This is a genomic window from Komagataeibacter saccharivorans, assembly GCF_004348195.1.
Lineage (GTDB): Bacteria > Pseudomonadota > Alphaproteobacteria > Acetobacterales > Acetobacteraceae > Komagataeibacter > Komagataeibacter saccharivorans.
The window spans coordinates 264,237-284,305 of the sequence record NZ_CP036404.1; the positions used below are offsets into that span (position 1 = coordinate 264,237).

The following is a 20,069-nucleotide window of genomic DNA, read 5'->3' on the forward strand; positions in this document are numbered from 1 at the left end:
ACATGCGACTGCATGTTCCGGCGTGGTCGCAGGAAGCTGTCATTCCGATAAAAGCGGAAAATGACAGGCCGCTTCATGGCCCTGTCGGACCGGTCGCAGGCGGGGTTCCTCACTCCGGCAGCGATCGCGCGCATGGGGGCAGCGGGTATGAAAGCGGCAGCCATCGGGGCGCGAGATCGGGCTTGGCACATCCCCGCGCAGGGGGATCGCCCTGTCCCCGCCCACAACGGGGCGCGGGATCGCGGCGGTCAGGGCGGCGGTATAGGGATGGGCCGGATGGTGCAGGACACTGTCGGTTTCCCCCAGTTCCACAACCGCGCCCAGATACATGACCGCCACGCGATCTGAAATCTGACGCACTACAGCCAGGTCATGCGCCACGAACACATAGGTCAGCCCCAGTTGAGCCTGCAGGTCGGCAAACAGGTTGACGATCTGCGCCTGCACCGACACATCCAGCGCCGAAACCGGTTCATCCGCCACGATCAGCCGTGGCGAAAGGGCAAGTGCGCGGGCGATATTGATGCGCTGGCGCTGGCCCCCTGAAAATTCATGGGCATACCGGTCCAGTGCCGCAGGTGGCAGCCCGACAAGATTCATGAGCTCATGCAGCCTGTCCACTATGACCGTGGCGGAGCGCCTGCGTCCATCGGCGTCCCGATGTACGCGCAGGGGTTCGGCCAGCAGATCGCCAATACGACGACGCGGGTTGAGCGATGCGTTGGAATCCTGAAATACCATCTGCATACGTGGGCGTAACGGGCGCAGGCTGCGTTCGCCCATCGTGGTTATATCGCGCCCTTCAAACAGGATCTGGCCCGATGACACGTCCGTAAGACGCAGCATGCAGCGCCCCAGCGTGGATTTTCCACATCCTGATTCCCCCACCAGACCCAGCATTTCCCCCGGCATGACCGACAGGGAAACGCCATCAACCGCCTTCAGGCTCTCACCATGCGCCAGCCGGTAGGTCTTGTGCAGGTCGCGTACCGCCAGCAGGGGGGGAACGGGCAGCGTCATGGACCTCTCCCCATCATTTCTCCGGTGGTCAGGGTGGATGGCATCCGTGGTGGCAGGGGATGACCTTCGGCGGGCAGAACGCAGGCGGCCTCCTGCCCCGGAAAAACGGCAACCAGCGGTGGCGGCGCGATCCGGCAGCTTTCATGCACATAGTTACAGCGCGGGCCAAAGGCGCAGCCCGGCGGACGGTCCTGTGGGGCAGGCGGCACACCGGCAATGGCGGGCAGGCGGTGCGGGCGGGGGCCATACAGGGGCGGGATGGAAGCCAGAAGGGCCGCTGTATAGGGGTGGCCGGGGGCACTGAATACGTCGGTAGTCGGCCCGGTTTCCGCAACGCGACCGGAATAGAGGACAAGCGTGGTGTCGCAGGTCTGGGCCACCACGCCCATGTCGTGTGTAATCAGCAATACGGACGATCCATGCGTGGCGCGCAGCGAGCGGATCAGGTCAAGGATCTGGGCCTGCACGGTCACATCCAGCGCGGTGGTCGGCTCATCGGCGATCAGCAGCGTGGGATTGCATGACAGCGCCATGGCGATCATCGCGCGCTGACGCAGGCCGCCCGAAAGCTGGTGGGGATAACGCTGGGCCGTCCGCTTCGGGTCGGGCACGCCCATGTCACCCAGCAGGCGGATGGTGCGCGCCCGTGCCTGTCGGCGGGAAACCCGTTCATGCGCACGGATCTGTTCATCAATCTGCCAGCCGATGGTGTAGACCGGTGTAAAGGCTGTCATCGGGTCCTGAAAGATCATGGCAATGTCGCGCCCACGTAACTGGCGGAGGTGTTTTTGCGGCATGCCCACCAGTTCACGTCCCCGGAAGCATGCCGACCCGCTGACCTGCACGCCGGGCATGTCGATCAGACCCATAAGCGCCATGACGGTAACCGATTTGCCCGACCCTGATTCCCCTACCAGCCCCAGTATTTCCGCTTCATGCAGGGTAAAGCTGACATGTTCCACAATCGGGATCATGCGCCCGCGTGCGGGAAAGCTTACGCACAGGTCGCGGACCACCAGCAGCGGATGGGCGTTACCGGTCATTGCGCACCTTTGGGTCCAGGAACAGGTAGAGCATGTCCACCATCATATTGGCCAGCACCACGAAAATAGCGGAATACATGACGGTGGCCATAATGACCGGCAGGTCCAGCGTGGTCAGGGCGCGATAGGTCAGCCTGCCTACGCCTGGCAGGCCGAACACCACTTCCGTCAGCAGCGCGCCGCCACCCGCAAGCTGTGCGAAATCCAGCCCGAACAGGGAAACGAAGGTAATCATTGCGGTACGCAGTCCATGGCGCAGGAATATGCGCGCAGGTGACAGGCCCTTGGCGCGGGCGGTGCGCATGAAATCCTCGCCTTCCAGCGCGACCAGATCGGAACGCAGCACGCGGCTGTAAATCCCGATGAACATGACCGCCAGTACGATCCACGGAATGACCAGCCCACGGAACCATTCCCACGGGTTTTGCGAAAAAGGCGTATAGCCAAGCCCCGGCACCCACGAAAACAGCCATGTATCATGATAGCGGGCCTGCGTTATCAGGTTGGCGACCTGTCCCAGCCAGAATACGGGTATGGAAATGCCGATCATCCCCAGCATCATAAGCCCGCGGTCCACCGCGGTATTTTTCATGGCGGCGGCCAGTGTGCCCATCACGATCGAAACCGTAACCCAGATGAAAGCCGCCCCGCAGACCAGACAGGCCGTGACCGGAGCCGCCTGCATGATTTCGGGCACCACCAGTTCACCCCGATCAGTGTAGGAAGCCAGATCACGCGTAACGAACAGCTTTTTCATCATGGTCACGTATTGTACGGGCAGCGGGCGGTCAAAGCCGTATTCCGCGCGGACTTTTTCCATGATCTGGGGCGATGCGTTGCGCCCGGCGATGCGCGCGGTGGGATCGACCCCCGGCGTTGCAAAAAAGACCATGAATACCAGAACCGATACGCCAAACAGCACAAAAGCCGTCTGTCCCGCGCGGCGCAGCAGGGCCATGGTCATCAGGCGCGCCCCGTCATGCCGACCGCCGCGCGGCGTCGCGCACGTCCAGCGCATCACGCAGTCCGTCGCCAAGGATATTGAGCGCCAGCACCACGCCTGCAATGGCCACACCGGGCGCAACGCAAACCATGGGGCGGGTATAGATCAGTCCTTCCCCATCCTGAATGATGGTGCCCCATGATGCGGCGGGCGCCTGCACCCCCAGCGACAGAAAGGACAGCGCGCTTTCCGCCAGCAGGGCCAGCGCCATGAGCAGCGGCCCCATCATGACCAGCGTGGAGGTCAGGTTGGGCAGGATGTCGCGTAGCATGATACGCCATCCCGGCACGCCCAGACAGCGCGCCGCCATCACGAATTCGGCCTGTCGCAAAGCCAGGACCCGCCCGCGTATGGGGCGCGCGGCATAAGGCACGTAAACCAGCGCTATGATGACGATGGGAACAAGCAGGTTGTCCGCCCCGATTTCAAACGGGCCGAGACGTATGTGCTGACTGACCATGACGATGGATAGCGATATGGCGAACAGATAGACCGGCACGGCCCACATGATGTCCAGCACGCGCGATATGACCATGTCGACAACGCCGCCACAGAAACCGGCGGCAATACCCGCCGTCCCCGCCAGCAGCAGACACAGCAGCGCCGCCGAGGCCGAAATCAGCAGCGAATTGCGCCCCCCGTACAGCAGTCGCGCCGCAAGGTCGCGCCCCTGACTGTCCGCCCCCAGCAGGTAGGTCGTCCGCCATGTCGGGCCGATGGGGCTGAGGCCGAGGTGAAGCGGATTGTCATTGGGCTGCATGATATCAACCGGCTGGCCGTCAAACGAAATGCTGCCCGCAACGTTGGAAGTGAACGGGTCTGTCCGGGCCACGACATGGGCGTAAAGCGGGGCCAGAAGGCAGCCCAGCGTAATGAGCACCAGCACCGCCAGCGCCATCATGGCCGACCGGTTGCGCGTCAGTATCCGTATGGCCTGCTTCCATGGGCCGGGAGACGTGGGACGGGAAGGGGAGGTCATGATCTGCTGGTACCCGGACACGTGGAAACACGGCGGAACCCGCCACGCGGGTATGCCATGGCTGGATTATATCACTGTTGGATCAAGGATAAGAGACGCCGCGACCATTTTTAACGCAGTCGCCCGATGCAACCGTCAGGGGAATGTTAACACTGTTTCCGGCAAGGTACAGGGCCCCGTCTGCCGGAATGCCCTGCAGGTCCGTAACGGTCGGTGCTTCAGGCGACAGGTGCCGCGATCATGCCTGTTGCGTGCTCAGGGTATGGTTCTGAAACAGTTATGTGACAATCCGCCATTGTTTTGTCGTGGTGTGGCATGAGACTACCTTAACATGATGAGTAGGACGATGAAGCACATGAAATCGTTGACAACAGCCCTGATGGCTCTGGCTCTCGCGGCGTCCCCCGTGACCGTCCTGTCATGCGCGCATGCGCAGGGACATGGTGGCGGCGGGGGACCGGGCGGCGGTGGCCATGGTGGTGGCGGACCCGGTGGCGGTGGACCTGGCGGCGGTGGGTTTGGCCATGGTGGCGGTCCGGGCGGCGGTGGTCCCGGTGGCGGTGGATGGCATGGCGGGGGGCGGCGACGGATACCGTGGCGGCTGGGGCGGTCGCGGCGGCGGATACTGGGGCGGCGGCTGGGGTGGTGCCTATCCTTACCCCTATTATGGTTACGGCTATCCCGGCTACGGCTACTACGGATATGGCTATCCCGGATATTACGGGTATCCGTATGGCGGGTATGTTGGCGGATGGGGCTGGGGCGGCTGGTAAACCCCTGATTTTCAGGGGCGGGAGACGGATGGCCGTCTCCCGCTACCGGCTGCTTTCGACCATCGTGGCGACAGCATGCGACAGGGGGCTATCTGCGCCCTGTCACCGCAGGCAGTTCATGCCGCAGGTCATCGTGCGTTTCCTGTATATGATCGCGCACCAGTTTCAGCAGCATCTTGTGCTCGCCTGTCAGCCATGCTTCCAGAATTTCCTCATGCTGGCAGTTCGCCCGTTCCGGGCGGCCCTGCGGACCGAGATGGAAGCGGACATACCGGTCGGCAATGACGTTCAGCCGTTCAATCATGGTATAGGTCAGGTTGCCGGCACCCGGGCGGATCAGCGCCATGTGGAAGGCGCGGTTGCATTCCCCCCAGTCCGCATTGTCCGAAACGCCGCAATCGCGCAGCGCCTCGAACGCCCTGCGTGCCGTGGCATGGTCGGCTGGCCCGGCTTCGCGGCTGCCCGCTACGGTCGCGGTGGGTTCAAGCTGACGACGCAGGTGGAAGACCTCGTCCGCTTCCTCGGCACTCAGCGTATTGACCATGAAGCCGCGATTGGCCTGTGAGCGGACAAGCCCGTCCTGCTCCAGCCGGGCAAGCGCCTCCCGCAGGGGGATCTTGCTGATTCCCAGTTCGGTCGCGATCGTATCCTGACGGATCGGTTCGCCTTCTTCCAGCACCCCTTGCAGGATACGGTCCCGGATCAGGTAATAGAGCTGATCCGCAATGGTCCGTATGTTGAGGGATGGTCTGTTATGTAAGCTGCCCATGGTGATGGGGCCTTTATAACAAGAGACAGAACGGGGCAATCACTATCACACGACCTGAAAACCGGCATGGAAGACATCTTCCCTGTCGATCCAGATTGTATTGAACCCGGTTGAAATGGCTGACCCGGTAATCAGCGGAATGATGGCGGGCTGGTCGCCTGCCATGGTCTCACGTTCGATGCGGCCCGTAAACCGGCTGTGGATGTAACTTTCGTGGATGAAGGGCTGGTCGGGCCTGACAATACCCTTGTGCCACAGATGCGCCAGCCGCGCCGATGTGCCGGTGCCGCAGGGGCTGCGGTCGATCGCCTTGTCGCCATAGAATACGGCGTTACGACCCTGTACCGCAGGATTTTCGCCCGGTTCCGCCCACAGGACGTGGCTTACCCCCGCTATGCGCGGGTCCAGCGGATGGACGGGCGTATATGCCTTGCGCACAAGATCGCGGATGATGGGGCTGAGTTCAAGGATACGTCGCGCGCCCAGATCATCAAGGCTGCGGTAATTCCCCTGCGGTTCGACAATGGCGTAGAAATTGCCACCATAGGCAACATCGACCGTAAGCGGGCCAAAACCCGGCACGTCGATGGAAATGCCGGTCTTTGCCACCCATGCCGGAACATTGCGGATGGTGACGGAGGTCACGCGGCTGCCTTCGGTGGTATAGGCGATTTCGATTATGCCAGCCGGGACTTCCAGCCGCAGCCGCCCGTCTTCACGGGGCTGGAGCAGGCCGTTTTCCAGCGCGAATGTCACCATGCCGATCGTGCCATGACCGCACATGGGCAGGCAGCCACTGGTTTCGATGAACAGGATGCCACCATCCGTATCGGGCTGGGTGGGGGGATACAGGAACCCGCCGGACATCATGTCATGCCCGCGTGGTTCAAAACACAGCCCCGTGCGTATCCAGTCAAAACGGGTCAGGAAATCCTGACGCCGTTCGCTCATGCTGGCACCACGCAGCAGGGGCGCGCCACCGGCGATAAGGCGTACGGGATTGCCCGCCGTATGACCATCGATACAGAAAAACGTATGACGCATCGTTATTCCCCTGCTGCACGGACCCAGATGGCGTGATCAGTAGGATTCAGTTCCCTATGCCACTGCGTGCCTGCGACTGACGCAAGGGGCGGGCACGCAGCAGCCGTGTCGGTACGAACGCTGTTTTCAGCGGGCGCAGGGGCGGGTTGCGGCGGCTTTTTCCACCATGGCCGTCACTTCCGCGCGGCGCGCGCCTTCCAGCGGCAGGCGGGGCATGCGTACGCGTTCATTGCCACGGCCCATGATCTGTTCGGACAGCTTGATCGACTGCACCAGATCATGTTCCGCATCCAGATGCAGCAGCGGCATGAACCAGCGATAGATTTCGCGCGCGCGCTCGATATTGCCCTTCTGCAGGGATTCGACCAGTTCGACCGATTCCTGCGGGAAGGCGCTGGTCAGGCCCGAAATCCAGCCTGCCGCACCCAGCAGAAGCCCTTCGAATGCAACGTCGTCCAGACCGGCCATCATGATGAAGCGGTCACCGAATTCATTGACCACATCCGTATAACGGCGCGTATCGGCGGAGCTTTCCTTCAGTGCGACAACGCTTTCCACGTCCGTCAGCTCACGCAGCACATCCATGCTGATGTTCACGCGATAGGCGGTGGGGTTGTTGTACAGCATGATCGGCAGGTCAGACGCGGTGGCTACGGCCTTCAGATGCGTGACCAGTTCACGTTCCTTGGGCACATATACCATGGCGGGCAGAACCATCAGGGCATCCGCCCCGATGCGGGCGGCATCGGCTGCAAATTTTACGGCGCGTGGCGTGGTCAGCTCGGACACGCCAACAATGACCGGCACGCGGCCTTTCGCCGTTTCGCATGCGGCTTCGAGTACCTTCAGCTTCTCATCGGGTTCTAGTGAGTTGTTCTCGCCACAGGTTCCCATGATCGTCAGGCCGTGAACGCCGTCCTCGATCAGGTTGTCCAGCACCTTCTGTGTCGCGGCGAAGTCGATCGACAGATCCTCGGCGAACTGTGTGGTCGCCGCAGGAAAAACACCCGTCCACTGCATGGGAAACTCTCCTATTGATTCCGCTATCGTTTCGTCTATCGTATACTAAATGATTTGAAAAGGACGAAAACGGCCCATGATCCCGAAATCCGGTCACGCTCCGTCCGCCGTGGTGGTCGGGGGTGGTGTTGTCGGCCTGGCCTGCGCCCTGCGCCTGCGCGACCGTGGATTTACGGTGCGTGTCCTGAATGACGGTACGCCTCGTGATGCGGCTTCGTGGGGCAATGCGGGACATATCGCCACGGAACAGGTCATGCCGCTGGCCACCCCCCATATGCTGCTGTCCGCGCCTCGGCGCATGTTCGCACTGACCGGCGGGACGCTGGATATCGGATGGCGCTATCCGGGAACATGGCTGCCGTGGTGCGCGCGCTACCTGCGCGCCAGCATGCCCGCAACGGCACGGCGGGGGCAGGCGGCGCTGCGGGCCGTGCTGGCGCGTTCCCTGCCGGCGTGGCGTCGGATGGTGGCCGATATTCATGCAGACGACCTGCTGCTTGAACATGGCCACCTCATGCTGTGGCGCGGCCCGGCGGACCCTGCGCCTGCCATGCGTAGTGTCCTGCGTGCGGATATGGGCAGCGCCACGGCCCGCCCGATGGATGCTGCGGAACTGGATGCGCTGGTCCCGCTGCTGGGTCATGCGCCACGCGGCGGGCTGGTTTTTTCGGGCACCGCGCAGGTCAGTTCGCCTGGTATGGTGCTGGAAACCCTGCGTCAGCGTCTGTCCGCCGATGAAGGATGCGAACTGCTGGATCGCCGCGTGGCCGAAGTCGTATCGACCCCATCTGGCCCCGTGACCCGTCTGGCGGACGGGACATGTCTTGCATCTGATGTGGTGGTGATGGCCGCAGGTGTGGGCACGCGCGGTCTGGTGCGCGGATGGACGCTGCCCCTGATCGCAGAGCGCGGGTATTCCATTGAATGGGATCACGGCGGGGCGGCCACGGTACCGCCGATGGTTTTTGCCGATCACTCCTTCATCGTTTCGCGTTTTGGCGACCGTATGCGGGCGTCCACATTCGTCGAATTCACGCGGGCCGATGCGCCGCCAGACCCACGGAAATGGCGGTATCTGGAAGAACGGGTGCGCGGGGCCGGGCTGCCGGTCCATTCCGCGTTTTCACGCTGGGTCGGCTGCAGGCCCACACTGCCCGATTATCTGCCCGCCATCGGTCCCATACCGGGCATGCCGGGGGTGATTGCCGCGTGCGGGCACCAGCATCTGGGGCTGACGCTGGCGCCCCTTACGGGGGAACTGGTGGCGGGCGTGGCGGTGGGCGCACCGGTTGCCGACCTGCTTGCCCCGTTCCGGCCCGATCGCTTCCATCCGTGGATGCGGGCGGCAATCACCAGAAACATAAACGGAGAAAACAGACCATGACATTGACAGGCACATTGCTGATTGGTGCGCGTGACGTTCCGGCGGGGACGCATTTTCTGGCGGTCAACCCCGCAACGGGCGAACAGATGGAACCGGCTTTCGCCTGCGCAACACAGGCGGACGTGGATGCCGCCTGCCGTCTGGCGCAACAGGCATTCGATCCGTATCGCGCCCTGTCCTTTGCCGACCGTGCCGCCTTTCTGGAAAAAATCGCCCTCTGCCTGATCGAGGATACGGATGCGATCGTCGCGCGCGCCGGACTGGAAACGGCGCTGCCCGAAGGGCGGCTGAAAGGGGAAATGGGGCGCACTGTCGGACAACTGCGCCTGTTTGCGACGCTGGTGCGGCAGGGTGAATGGTCGGAGCCACGTATCGACCCCGCCATGCCGCAGCGTACGCCCATGCCGCGCGCCGACCTGCGCCAGCGCCATATTGGCGTGGGGCCGGTTGCCGTATTCGGGGCCAGCAACTTCCCGCTCGCCTTCTCGGTTGCCGGGGGGGATACCGTGTCCGCGCTGGCGGCGGGATGTCCGGTCGTATGCCGTGCCCATCCCGCCCATCCGGGCACAGGGGAACTGGTGGGGCGGGCCATCCGCCGCGCGGTTGCGGCCTGTGGCCTGCCCGAAGGCGTGTTTTCGCTGCTTGGCGGGTCAGGGCACGAAGTGGGTGGATGGCTGGTGCAGCATCCGGCCATCATGGCAGTCGGGTTCACCGGGTCATATGCCGGGGGCATGGCCATTTCCGCACTGGCGGCGAAGCGGGCCGTGCCCATCCCGGTCTTTGCGGAAATGGGGAGCATCAACCCCGTTTATCTGTGCCCGCAGGCGTTTGCTGCCCGGACGGATACGCTGGCGTCCGCTTTTGTGAATTCTCTGACCATGGGGGTGGGGCAGTTCTGCACCAATCCCGGCATCGTCATTGCACCGGCAGGGGACGTGTTTGAGGAGTTCGTGCGCCTTGCCGCGATTGCCATCGCCATGCGGGATGCCGGCACCATGCTGACCGGCGGTATCTGCACCGCCTATGGGCAGGGCGTTTCGACCCTGAGTGCGTGCGACGGTGTGACGCTGGTGGGACAGGGGCAGGAAGCGGCCCGGCCCAACTGCGCCCGTGCGGCCCTGTTCCGCACCACGGCGGCGGATTTCATGCGCGATCCGGCCATGCGGCATGAAATCTTCGGTCCGGTCTCGCTTCTTGTTTCCTATTCCAGCGAAGCTGAACTGCATGCCCTGACGGAAAGCCTGGAAGGCCAGCTTACCATCACGTTGCAGATGGATGATGATGACATGGCCCACGCCCGCGCGCTGCTGCCAATATTCGAGCGCAAGGCGGGCCGTATTCTGGTCAATGCGTGGCCAACGGGGGTGGAGGTCTGTCATGCCATGGTTCATGGCGGCCCGTTCCCCGCTACAACGGATGCACGGACCACATCGGTCGGCACCGGCGCGATCAGCCGCTTCCTGCGCCCCGTCTGTTATCAGGACCTGCCTGATGCGCTGCTGCCGCCCGAACTGGCTTACGACAATCCACTGGGTCTGAGCCGTCTGGTTGATGGAACCATGCAGACCCGCTGATCTCCGCTAACCCACCGGCATGGCGCGGATGACAGGACGCGCCATGCGACGACCCTTATTCATCAAGGAGGCACGTCATGGCCCAGTCGCCACCGGCATTCAATCGTTCGCTTTCCCTCCTTGACCTCACGATGCTGGGGTTCGGGGCGGTTTTCGGTTCCGGCTGGCTGTTCGCGGCCTCGCACGTGGCGGCCATCGCGGGGCCTGCCAGCATCCTGTCATGGTTCGCGGGCGGGTTTGCGGTCCTGCTTCTGGGGCTGGTTTATTGTGAACTGGCCGCCGCCCTGCCCGAAGCGGGGGGCATGATCCGCTATCCCGCCTATGCCCACGGGCCGCTGCTGGGGGCGCTGCTGGGGTTCATTACCGTCATTGCCTATTCCAGCCTTATTTCCATCGAAATCATTGCCGCACGCCAGTATGCGGGATCATGGATTCCGGGGCTTACGGCCAATAGTGCGGGGGATGCGACCCTGCTGGGCTGGGGTGTGCAGTTCCTGGTGCTTGTGGGGATGCTGCGGCTTAATATTTCCGGCGTCAAAACCTTTGCCCTGTTCAACAATATCATTACGGTTTTCAAATTCATCGTGCCGGTGATGGTGACGGTCATGCTGCTTGTGCACATGCATCCGGGCAATTTCACTGCATGGGGGTTCGCGCCATTCGGTCGGCAGAGCGTGGAAGCCGCCGTGTCGGTTGGCGGCATCATTTTCGCCTATCTGGGCCTTACCCCCATCATCGCGGTAGCGAGCGAGGTCCGTAACCCCCAGCGCACCATTCCCATCGCCCTGACCCTGTCGATCTTTCTGGCCACGCTGGTCTATGTGCTGCTGCAGGTGGCCTTTATCGGCTGTGTTCCCGCCGACATGCTGACGGCAAAGGGATGGGCAGGCATTGATCGCGTGCTGCCGCTACCCTTTCACGACATAGCCATCGCGCTGGGGCTGGGGTGGCTGGCCACCGCCGTTGTGATCGACGCGGTTGTCTCGCCCAGCGGGACGGGAAACATCTACATGGGTTCGACGGCGCGCATCATCTATGCCTGGTCGCGTTCGGGAACGTTCCTGCCGTGGTTTGGAAAGCTCGATACCCGTCATGGCGTGCCCCGTCGCGCCACTTTCCTGACATTCGGGCTGTGCATTTTCTGGATGCTGCCCTTTCCATCGTGGGAGGCGCTGATCGGGGTGGTCTCCTCCGCCCTTATCATGAGCTACGCCTTCGCCCCGGTGGCGGCCGCCGCGCTGCGTCGCTCGGCCCCGGATCTGACACGTCCCTTCCGCGTATCGTATATGCGCGTGCTAGGCCCGGTTTCATTCATGATTGCGAGCCTGATCGTATTCTGGTCCGGATGGCATACGCTTTCATGGCTGCTGGCCGTGCAGCTTGCGTTCGGGGTCATCTTTCTGGCCGTGCAGGGCGCGCGTGATATGGACGCCATGCGTGAAAACCTGCGTAGCAGCGCATGGGTGCTGGCCTACTTCGCGGGCATGCTGGTGCTGTCGGCCTGTGGGTCGCTGGGGGGATACAGCCTGCTGGCGCACCCATTGGACGATGTGGTGGTGGCTGTTTTCTCCGGCCTGATTTTCGTATGGGGCGAACGCGCCGCGTATCGGGACATGCAGCTTCCTGCATCCAGCCTGCCGCCGGTGGGAACGGTGATGGACCCGGATGTGGTTATCGCAAACGAGCCTGTCATTTCCACCTAGCCGGGGTGGAAAAGGGCAAGATGGTTCATTCCTTGTAATGGGGCCGGGAATGACGGCATCCCGCGTATGGTACGGCGCGCAGGTGATCCGTCCTTATGTGCGTGTGTAATGAGCTATGGACATTACACCGCGGCAGACAGCGGTTCACCATGGAATGGCAGTCCAGGTCATTCCATATTGGAATGACCGCAGTTGCGATTATCGCTTGCACCTGACGCAGGCTGACTGAAAATGACAGTAACGGATGCAGAACGGGTTTTGCCCCGATGCGTCGGGACAGGTTCCGCCGCAAGGCTGTTCACCGAGTGAGAGAAGACGCGTATGAAAAATGATCCGCGTAGCCATGGCCTGTGGGAAAAGTCAGCCCCACCGGCCCCGCCCACTACCCCCCTGCGGGGGCATGTTGATGTTGATGTCGCCATTGTGGGTGCTGGTTATACCGGCCTGTCGGCGGCGCTGCATCTGGCTGAACAGGGGCGTGATGTCGCCGTGCTGGAAGCCGAGGAAATCGGTTTTGGCGGATCGGGCCGCAATGTCGGCCTGGTCAATGCGGGACTTTGGGTCATGCCCAACTACCTGCTGACCACGCTGGGCCACGAGATGGGTCATCGCGTGCTGGACCTGCTGGGCAATGGTCCCAGCCTGGTGTTCGACCTGATCGCCAGACATAATATCGAGTGCGAAGCCGAGCAGACGGGCACCCTGCACTGTGCGGTTGGCAAAAGCGGGCTGGAAGCCCTGCGTGAACGCGAATGCCAGTGGCAGGCCGTGGGCGCGCCGGTTCACCTGCTGGAACGCGACGAAGCCATCGCCCATATCGGCAGCACGGCATTCAGCGGCGCGCTGGTGGATGATCGCGCGGGTACGGTCCAGCCGCTTGCCTATGCACGCGGACTTGCCGCCGCCGCCATCAGGGCGGGTGCCGCCGTTCATACCGGCACCGCCGTCAACGCGGCGCAGCGGGCAGGGGAATGGTGGCATCTGGGCACGGCAGGTGGTGGTTCGGTCCGGGCACGCTGGGTTATCGTGGCCACCAATGCCTACACCACCACCATGTGGCCGGAACTGCGTTCGGAAATCGTCAATCTGCCCTATTTCAATTTCGCGACCCGACCGCTTTCGCCTGATCTGCTCAAAACCATCCTGCCATACAGGCAGGGAGCCTGGGATACGCAGAAGATCCTGACATCCTTCCGTCTGGATCAGGCGGGGCGCATGATTGTCGGCAGCATCGGCGCGCTGGACAAGGTGGGGGAGCCGGTCCATCACGCATGGGCACGCCGGGCGCTGGGGCGGATCTATCCGCAACTGAAGGATGCGGTTTTCGAGACCGAATGGTATGGCAATATCGGCATGACCACCGATGCGCTGCCCCGTTTTCATAAGCTTGCGCCCAACGTGCTGTCCATCAGCGGGTATAACGGGCGCGGGATTTCGCCGGGCACGGTGTTTGGCAGGACACTGGCGCAACTGATCTGTGGCCAGATCGGGATTGCGGATATGCCGCTGCCCCTGACCCGGCCCCATGCCGTGTCCGCCACCGCCGCGCGGGAGGCGTTCTACAGCTTTGGTTCAATTGCCAGCCACGCCGCTGGCGCCCGGTTCTAGAGCGTATATATCCCCTTAATAACTCGTAGATCATCCCTGGAGACAAAAGACATATGAGCATCGCATCGGACGTACACAGCCTTCTGGAAAAGATGGGCGTATCGCGCGATAAATATACCGGTGGCACGCTGAGCGTCCGCACGCCCGTTACGGGTGCGGTTCTGGCCGATGTCCCGACCGTTACCCCCGAACAGGTTGAAGCCGCCATCGCGCAGGCCGTGACCGCGTTCGGACAGTGGCGGCAGGTTCCGGCCCCGCGCCGTGGCGAACTGGTCCGCCTGCTGGGTAATGTGCTGCGGGAAAACAAGGAAGAACTGGGCCGCCTCGTGTCCTACGAAGCGGGCAAGGTCATTTCCGAAGGGCTGGGCGAAGTCCAGGAAATGATCGACATCTGCGATTTCGCCGTTGGTCTGTCCCGCCAGCTTTATGGCCTGACGATCCAGTCCGAACGCCCTGAACACCGTCTGGTCGAACAGTGGCACCCCGCTGGCGTGGTCGGCATCATTTCGGCCTTCAATTTCCCGGTGGCCGTGTGGTCGTGGAACGCGGCGCTGGCGCTGGTGTGCGGTGACCCGATCATCTGGAAACCGTCGGAAAAGACCCCGCTGACCGCCCTTGCCACGCAGGCCCTGTTTGAACAGGCAGCCGCCCGCTTTGGTGAAGTGCCTGCTGGCCTGTCCACGCTGCTGATCGGTGATGCGCGGACGGGTGAACTGCTGGTGGAAGACCGTCGCGTGCCGATCATCTCCGCTACCGGTTCCACCCGCATGGGCCGTATCGTGGGTGAGCGCGTGGCGAAGCGTTTCGGCCGTTCGATCCTTGAACTGGGTGGCAATAATGCTTCCATCGTTACGCCATCAGCCGATCTGGACCTGACACTGCGTGCGGTGGCCTTTGGTGCGATGGGAACGGCGGGGCAGCGTTGCACGTCCCTGCGCCGCCTGATCGTGCATGAAAGCGTCTATGACTCGCTGGTCGGTCGCCTGAAGCAGGTTTATGCGAACATCTCTGTCGGTTGCCCGATCGAAGGGAATGCGCTGGTCGGTCCGCTGATCGACAAGGCATCGTTCGAGGCGATGCAGGCCAGCCTGCAGGCTGCGAAGGCGGCGGGCGGCATCGTACACGGTGGGGAGCGGGTGGACGTTCATGGCCCCGAGGCTTTCTACGCCCGTCCAGCCCTGGTGGAAATGTCCGCCCAGACCGGTCCTGTGCTGGAAGAAACCTTTGCCCCGATCCTGTATGTACTGAAATACAGTGAACTGGAGGATGCGATTGCCCTGCAGAATGACGTGGCGCAGGGCCTGTCTTCCTCCATCTTCAGCACCGACCTGCGGGATGTGGAACTGTTCCTGTCGGCGGCAGGGTCGGATTGCGGTATCGCCAATGTCAATATCGGACCGTCCGGCGCTGAAATCGGTGGCGCTTTCGGTGGGGAGAAGGAAACCGGCGGTGGCCGCGAAGCCGGTTCGGACGCATGGCGTGGCTACATGCGCCGTCAGACCAACACCATCAATTATGGCCGTACGCTGCCGCTGGCGCAGGGCGTCAAGTTCGACGTGGGCTGATTGATATCATCCAGCAGGTTCATGGTCCCTAAAGGGGCCATGAACCTGCCGAACTTATAAAGAAGTTTTTGGTGAAGCTCTTTTTAAAAGCTTCAGGTGACGCCGGAACAGCTCTGGCGTTCCCCCATCATACGATCCGGTTTGTCATTTCGGTGCCGTTTTCCAGTGCCGTGATGTTCTTCATCAGGATATCGACAACATTGCGTTCATAGAACTGCGTCTCGCCCGCGGTATGTCCTGTCATGACCAGATTGGGCAGCGACCATAGGGGGGAGAAGGACGGCAATGGTTCCTCGGCATAGGTGTCCAGTGCTGCACCCGCAATCCGGTCTGTGGTCAGTGCCTCGATCAGGGCTGCTTCTTCTACAACGCGCCCACGGGCGACGTTGATCAGGCAGGCATCGGGTTTCATCGCGGCAAATGCCCTGCGGTCGATCAGGTGTTCCGTCTGCGCGGTAAGCGGGCAGGTCAGGATAACGTAATCCGCTTCATGCAGCGCATCGTGCAGATCGGCCATGTTCACCTGCGTCACACCGGGTACATCCAGCGGACGTGCGCTGTGTCGTGCGCCGCTGACCTGCATGCCCAGTGCCAGACACAGGCGCGCAATGCGATCCCCGATCGTACCCATGCCAACGATCAGCGCCTTTTTTTCCGAAAGTTCCTGCAGGCGGGGGCGTTCATCCGTGCCGGTCGTGCTCCAGCGCGCGATTTTCTGGTTATCGCGTGCTTCATACAGGCGGCGTGCCAGATTGAGCATCAGGGCAAGCGCATGCTCGGCTACGGCATTGGCGTTCACGCCGCGCGCATTGCACAGCCGGATGCCGCGTTCCTTCAGGCGGTCAAGGTCGAACTGCTCCACCCCGGAACTGATCGACTGGATCAGCCGCAGGCGGGGGGCGATATCCAGCAGTTCGTTACGCCACAACATGGAAACGACCAGTACTTCGGCCTGCGGGATGATCGCCTTCAGGCCATCGAAAGTATCAACCTGTGTGCAGGGGGGGGCGGATGGCCGTTTTTCCAGTTCCGCGCGGATGTCGTAATATACATGGGCCGCGTATATGCGCTGTAATTCATGGTGCGACATGCCGGGAACCTGTCCTTGAAGTGGAATATGTTAAGATAGCGGGAAATGGGCCTGTTCAACCGTGGTACGCAGGCGCAGGCCCAGGTGGGGTGGTTATCCGGCCCCATGCATGCGTGCGACCCGGCAGGCGGCCAGATCCCATGCGGAGCAGCCCACGGATTTGAATACGATGGGGCGACCGGATTCCCTTGCCCGGCCATCTGCTGCCGCCGCAATGGAGCGAACACGGTTCCAGTCCACATTCGCGCGATACAGGTCCCCCGCTTCGGACGGGGCGCCGATCAGGTCATCGACATACAGGTCGCTGTCATTGATGGTCCGTGCGCCAATCTCCGCCATATCGGTACGATAGGCGCCCACGCCGATGACAAGGCAGGACGGATTGGCAGGTTCATCGTAAATGACGGACACGCTGCTGGTAACCGTGATGACGACATCGAAGGGGGCTTCATCCGTGCCTTCGGGACGCAGGGTCAGCATCGGCGTCGCATGCTCCGCGCAGAACGTGGCCGCACGGTCATGTGACCGCCCGCGGATGGCCACGGTAATGCCCGGATACAGCGCAGATAGCGCCTGAACATGGGCCACGGCCTGCGTGCCGGTGCCGATAATCAGCACGCGCCCGATCTTGTGGTGGGCCAGCAGGCGGATGCCCAGCATGCTCATGGCCGATGTGCGGCGCATGGTCACGGTCGGACCATCGAGTGAAAACAGGAAGCGCCCGCTACGTGCTTCCGCGCAGACGACCTGCCCCTGAATTGTAGGCAGATGCAGCGCCGGATTGTGACCGAAGATGGTCAGCAGTTTTGTCACCATAAGGTCACTGCCGACCGACGGCATGGTCAGCAGGACACCCGTGCCATCCGTGGCCGGTACGGTCATGCGTTCGGGGCATACGATCTGCCCGGACACCGTTTCCCCAACCGCGGTGGCAAGCGCGTCAACCAGCGGAGAAAAGGGCAGGAAATCACAGGTTTCCTGTGCTGAATACTGTTTCATCTGATCTGGCGGTCCGATTGGAATGTTAGGGAATGCAGGGGCTGAAAACCGTATCCCTGTCTGCGGAAATCCATGTGGTTTGCGGATCGTAACATATAAGCCGCACCTGAAAAGCCGTAACAGGCGGTTAGGGCTGGCGTCAGGCGCGCAGGGATGTTTCGCCCGGTAGGGGGCGCGTATCAGTCACGAATTTTGACCTCCAGCAGCTTGCGGTAGCGGTTCAGGCTGCCTTCAAGGTGACGGCGCATGAGTTTCTGCGCCTGTTCGGCGTTTCCGCGCGAAATGGCTTCCAGTATGGCCTGATGTTCTTTTTTGGTATTGTCCAGATAGGCGGGGAGCGAACGCGATATCTTGGCGTATTTCAGGAACAGGTCGCGCGAAATATCGGAAACCAGATGCCCCAGGAACGCCGGAAAACGCGGATTGCCCGCAGCCCGCGCAATGGCCAGATGGAAATCCAGGTCGGCCCTTACTTCCATTTCCGGGTCGCGCGTATCCACGGCCACGAACTGCGCATGCATCTGGTACAGATGCGCAAGGCTCTGTGCGGTCTTGCGCTGGGCTGCAAGGAATGCCGCCTGTGTTTCCACCCCGATGCGCAGTTCCAGTATTTCCAGCGCCGCCCGCACATCGTCAATCGGCGTGGCGAGGAAATGGGGTACCCACCTGTCTTCCGTCGTAACGAACGTGCCCGCACCCTGTCGCGTCACGATACGTCCGCCCAGCTTCAGGGATGCAATGGCTTCCCTTATGACTGTGCGACTGACATCGAATTCCGTGCACAGCACGGCGGTTGATGGCAGTTTTTCGCCCGGCATGTAGGTTTTGGCCTGAATACGGCGCAGAAGTTCATCGGCAACGTTTTCAGACAGATTTCCACTGGCATTAATGGCGCGGTACTCCCTTCATCGGTTTCATTTTACACCGGGGCGCGTAACCTGATCCGACTGGTGCATGGTTCGTATTATCCGGTTCCGTGGCTTTAGGCGGTCGTGCCGTCCGGGTCAAAGCGGACCATGGTTCCGCCCCCACTGGCCTGATCGGTGGGCAGGACTTCCATGCGCGTGACATCGACATGCAGCGGCATGTCAATGACGGTGCGGACAAGGCCCGCTACATCTTCGGGCTGGACGGGACGGTAGCCCTCATACAGTGCTGCGCGCGCCCTGTCCGGTCCCAGCGTATCCCGATACAGCGCCGTCTCGACCCGACCGGGTACGATTTCCGTCACCCGCACGCCCGTTCCCAGCAGGTCGCAGCGCAGGGCGTCGCAGAACAGGCGGATACCCGCCTTGGACGCCCCATAGACACATGACCCCGGATAGGGGGAGTGTCCCGCAATGGACCCCACAAACAGCACATGCCCCCGCCGCCGCGCGATCATGGGCGGCAGAAGCTGGTGTGTCAGGCGTAGCGGGGCCTTCAGATTGATGTCGATCATCGCGTCGATCTGGCTGATATCCGTATTCGCAAAGGGGCCGCTGGTTGACAGGATACCGGCATTGTTGATCACGATATCAATTTCATGGCTGGCGACGGCGGCGCAGATGGCATCCGTATCGCATATATCGGCCTGAACCGTTATCGCCCCGTATTCGCGCGCCAGCGCCGCCAGGGCGTCCGGATTGCGCCCGGTTGCGATGACGTTCAGTCCCGCCGTGCGCAGCGCGGCGACGATGGCCCGGCCGATGCCGCTGGTCGCACCCGTTACCAGTGCGGTGCGCAGCGGGTGTGATACGGTGTCACGCATAGATGTAGCCCCCGCTTACGATAACTGTCTCGCCCGTGGCGTATGTGTTGCGCGGTCCGCCCATCATGACGATCCATTCGGCCATTTCCTCGGGTTCGGCGGCGCGGTCCAGCGGACTGGCCCTGGCCAGTTCGGGCAGGAAGCCCAGTTCCTTCGCCCGGTCGGTGGCGAAACCGGCCGGGGCGACGCCATTGACCAGTATGCCCCACTGCGCACATTCCTGACCGAAGGATCGGGTCAGACTGACGACCGCCGCCTTTGTCGCCGCGTAATGCGCGTTCTGCGGGTGGGCCTTGAAGGCATCGACGGAGGATATGTTCACGATCCTGCCCGTAACGGCGCCGGGCTGTGCGAATTCGCGCATGTGCCGCACGGCGGCGACCATCATGTGATAGGTGCCCTTGATGTTGATCGCGTTTTCAAGGTCCCATTCCTCATCCGTGATGTCGAGGATGGGGCGGCGCGGGTAGATCGCAGCGCTGTTGACCAGCGTATCAATGCGGCCCATTTCGCCAGCCAGCGTGGCGAAGGCGGCGTGGGCGCTGCTCTGGCGCGCAATATCGCCGGTCGCGACATGCACCGATACACCGGGGGCGGACAGTTCGGCGCTCGCGGCTTCCAGCCGTTCGGCGTTGATGTCCACCAGGCCGATACGGGTTGCGCCATCACGGATCATGAGGCGTGCTGTCGCCAGACCAAGGCCCGAAGCCCCGCCGACGATAATGGCTGTAAGATTTTTCATGAC

General features: G+C 62.3%; 18 protein-coding genes. 6 read left to right on the plus strand and 12 right to left on the minus strand.

All coding sequences use genetic code 11. The features are described 5' to 3' along the window. Positions 1–39 precede the first annotated feature (39 nt). The 4 genes from KSAC_RS01110 to KSAC_RS01125 are packed head-to-tail and all read right to left on the minus strand — an operon-like array spanning position 40 to position 4,045. Complete coding sequence (locus tag KSAC_RS01110) at positions 40–1,020, minus strand: ABC transporter ATP-binding protein (protein WP_132303702.1); 981 nt, start codon at positions 1,018–1,020, stop codon at positions 40–42. Then, positions 1,017–2,063, minus strand: a complete 1,047-nt coding sequence (locus KSAC_RS01115; RefSeq protein ID WP_132303705.1) for an ABC transporter ATP-binding protein — start codon at positions 2,061–2,063, stop codon at positions 1,017–1,019. The genes KSAC_RS01110 and KSAC_RS01115 overlap by 4 nt, the downstream gene beginning before the upstream one ends. Further along, on the minus strand, positions 2,053–3,027 hold the full coding sequence (locus tag KSAC_RS01120) for an ABC transporter permease (protein WP_132306010.1): 975 nt from the start codon (positions 3,025–3,027) through the stop codon (positions 2,053–2,055). The genes KSAC_RS01115 and KSAC_RS01120 overlap by 11 nt, the downstream gene beginning before the upstream one ends. 13 nt (positions 3,028–3,040) lie before the next feature. Then, positions 3,041–4,045, minus strand: a complete 1,005-nt coding sequence (locus KSAC_RS01125; RefSeq protein WP_132303708.1) for an ABC transporter permease — start codon at positions 4,043–4,045, stop codon at positions 3,041–3,043. A gap of 428 nt (positions 4,046–4,473) precedes the next feature. Between KSAC_RS01125 and KSAC_RS17420 the strand changes: the two genes are divergently transcribed. Further along, positions 4,474–4,818, plus strand: coding sequence for a hypothetical protein (locus KSAC_RS17420; RefSeq protein WP_207918729.1), 345 nt, complete (start codon positions 4,474–4,476; stop codon positions 4,816–4,818). An 88-nt stretch (positions 4,819–4,906) separates the two neighbouring features. Here KSAC_RS17420 and KSAC_RS01140 read toward each other — a convergent pair whose 3' ends face one another. From KSAC_RS01140 to KSAC_RS01150, 3 genes are all read right to left on the minus strand, one after another. Next, a complete protein-coding gene (locus KSAC_RS01140) occupies positions 4,907–5,587 on the minus strand; it encodes a GntR family transcriptional regulator (protein WP_132303711.1) in 681 nt (226 codons plus the stop codon). 45 nt (positions 5,588–5,632) lie between these two features. Next, complete coding sequence (locus KSAC_RS01145; RefSeq protein ID WP_132303714.1) at positions 5,633–6,631, minus strand: 4-hydroxyproline epimerase; 999 nt, start codon at positions 6,629–6,631, stop codon at positions 5,633–5,635. Positions 6,632–6,757: 126 nt separating this feature from the next. After that, complete coding sequence (locus tag KSAC_RS01150) at positions 6,758–7,651, minus strand: dihydrodipicolinate synthase family protein (RefSeq protein WP_132303717.1); 894 nt, start codon at positions 7,649–7,651, stop codon at positions 6,758–6,760. 76 nt (positions 7,652–7,727) lie between these two features. Here KSAC_RS01150 and KSAC_RS01155 point away from each other — a divergent pair, with 76 nt between their 5' ends. From KSAC_RS01155 to amaB, 5 genes are all read left to right on the plus strand, one after another. Continuing rightward, on the plus strand, positions 7,728–9,035 hold the full coding sequence (locus KSAC_RS01155) for an NAD(P)/FAD-dependent oxidoreductase (protein ID WP_132303719.1): 1,308 nt from the start codon (positions 7,728–7,730) through the stop codon (positions 9,033–9,035). Beyond that, a complete protein-coding gene (locus KSAC_RS01160) occupies positions 9,032–10,609 on the plus strand; it encodes an aldehyde dehydrogenase (NADP(+)) (protein ID WP_132303722.1) in 1,578 nt (525 codons plus the stop codon). Before KSAC_RS01155 ends, KSAC_RS01160 begins: the two co-directional genes overlap by 4 nt. Positions 10,610–10,686: 77 nt before the next feature. Beyond that, positions 10,687–12,312 carry an APC family permease gene (locus KSAC_RS01165; RefSeq protein ID WP_132303725.1) on the plus strand — a complete coding sequence of 542 codons (1,626 nt, stop codon included), beginning with the start codon at positions 10,687–10,689 and terminating at the stop codon, positions 12,310–12,312. 321 nt (positions 12,313–12,633) lie between these two features. Continuing rightward, positions 12,634–13,920, plus strand: coding sequence for an NAD(P)/FAD-dependent oxidoreductase (locus tag KSAC_RS01170; RefSeq protein ID WP_132303728.1), 1,287 nt, complete (start codon positions 12,634–12,636; stop codon positions 13,918–13,920). A gap of 53 nt (positions 13,921–13,973) precedes the next feature. Beyond that, a complete protein-coding gene (gene amaB, locus KSAC_RS01175; protein ID WP_132303731.1) occupies positions 13,974–15,485 on the plus strand; it encodes an L-piperidine-6-carboxylate dehydrogenase in 1,512 nt (503 codons plus the stop codon). Positions 15,486–15,612: 127 nt separating this feature from the next. Here amaB and KSAC_RS01180 read toward each other — a convergent pair whose 3' ends face one another. From KSAC_RS01180 to KSAC_RS01200, 5 genes are all read right to left on the minus strand, one after another. After that, entirely contained in the window at positions 15,613–16,575 is a 963-nt protein-coding gene (locus KSAC_RS01180; RefSeq protein WP_132303734.1) for a D-2-hydroxyacid dehydrogenase, read from the minus strand. Between the two features lie 93 nt (positions 16,576–16,668). Beyond that, a complete protein-coding gene (locus KSAC_RS01185; protein ID WP_132303736.1) occupies positions 16,669–17,574 on the minus strand; it encodes a delta(1)-pyrroline-2-carboxylate reductase family protein in 906 nt (301 codons plus the stop codon). 179 nt (positions 17,575–17,753) lie between these two features. Then, a complete protein-coding gene (locus KSAC_RS01190) occupies positions 17,754–18,464 on the minus strand; it encodes a FadR/GntR family transcriptional regulator (protein ID WP_309146575.1) in 711 nt (236 codons plus the stop codon). A gap of 92 nt (positions 18,465–18,556) precedes the next feature. Beyond that, positions 18,557–19,324: an SDR family oxidoreductase gene (locus KSAC_RS01195; RefSeq protein WP_132303738.1), complete on the minus strand. Its 768-nt coding sequence runs from the start codon at positions 19,322–19,324 to the stop codon at positions 18,557–18,559. Beyond that, positions 19,317–20,066, minus strand: a complete 750-nt coding sequence (locus KSAC_RS01200) for an SDR family NAD(P)-dependent oxidoreductase (protein WP_132303740.1) — start codon at positions 20,064–20,066, stop codon at positions 19,317–19,319. Before KSAC_RS01200 ends, KSAC_RS01195 begins: the two co-directional genes overlap by 8 nt. Between the last annotated feature and the right edge of the window lie 3 nt (positions 20,067–20,069).

What these genes read in the sequence shown, in the direction of transcription:
- KSAC_RS01155 (WP_132303719.1), top strand. Translation starts at nt 7,728, where the DNA reads ATGATCCCGAAATCCGGTCACGCTCCGTCCGCCGTGGTGGTCGGGGGT.
- KSAC_RS01170 (WP_132303728.1), top strand. Translation starts at nt 12,634, where the DNA reads ATGAAAAATGATCCGCGTAGCCATGGCCTGTGGGAAAAGTCAGCCCCA.
- amaB (WP_132303731.1), top strand. Translation starts at nt 13,974, where the DNA reads ATGAGCATCGCATCGGACGTACACAGCCTTCTGGAAAAGATGGGCGTA.
- KSAC_RS01165 (WP_132303725.1), top strand. Translation starts at nt 10,687, where the DNA reads ATGGCCCAGTCGCCACCGGCATTCAATCGTTCGCTTTCCCTCCTTGAC.
- KSAC_RS01150 (WP_132303717.1), bottom strand. Translation starts at nt 7,651, where the DNA reads ATGCAGTGGACGGGTGTTTTTCCTGCGGCGACCACACAGTTCGCCGAG.
- KSAC_RS17420 (WP_207918729.1), top strand. Translation starts at nt 4,474, where the DNA reads ATGCGCAGGGACATGGTGGCGGCGGGGGACCGGGCGGCGGTGGCCATG.
- KSAC_RS01145 (WP_132303714.1), bottom strand. Translation starts at nt 6,631, where the DNA reads ATGCGTCATACGTTTTTCTGTATCGATGGTCATACGGCGGGCAATCCC.
- KSAC_RS01185 (WP_132303736.1), bottom strand. Translation starts at nt 17,574, where the DNA reads ATGAAACAGTATTCAGCACAGGAAACCTGTGATTTCCTGCCCTTTTCT.
- KSAC_RS01200 (WP_132303740.1), bottom strand. Translation starts at nt 20,066, where the DNA reads ATGAAAAATCTTACAGCCATTATCGTCGGCGGGGCTTCGGGCCTTGGT.
- KSAC_RS01195 (WP_132303738.1), bottom strand. Translation starts at nt 19,324, where the DNA reads ATGCGTGACACCGTATCACACCCGCTGCGCACCGCACTGGTAACGGGT.
- KSAC_RS01115 (WP_132303705.1), bottom strand. Translation starts at nt 2,063, where the DNA reads ATGACCGGTAACGCCCATCCGCTGCTGGTGGTCCGCGACCTGTGCGTA.
- KSAC_RS01160 (WP_132303722.1), top strand. Translation starts at nt 9,032, where the DNA reads ATGACATTGACAGGCACATTGCTGATTGGTGCGCGTGACGTTCCGGCG.
- KSAC_RS01125 (WP_132303708.1), bottom strand. Translation starts at nt 4,045, where the DNA reads ATGACCTCCCCTTCCCGTCCCACGTCTCCCGGCCCATGGAAGCAGGCC.
- KSAC_RS01140 (WP_132303711.1), bottom strand. Translation starts at nt 5,587, where the DNA reads ATGGGCAGCTTACATAACAGACCATCCCTCAACATACGGACCATTGCG.
- KSAC_RS01110 (WP_132303702.1), bottom strand. Translation starts at nt 1,020, where the DNA reads ATGACGCTGCCCGTTCCCCCCCTGCTGGCGGTACGCGACCTGCACAAG.
- KSAC_RS01120 (WP_132306010.1), bottom strand. Translation starts at nt 3,027, where the DNA reads ATGACCATGGCCCTGCTGCGCCGCGCGGGACAGACGGCTTTTGTGCTG.
- KSAC_RS01180 (WP_132303734.1), bottom strand. Translation starts at nt 16,575, where the DNA reads ATGTCGCACCATGAATTACAGCGCATATACGCGGCCCATGTATATTAC.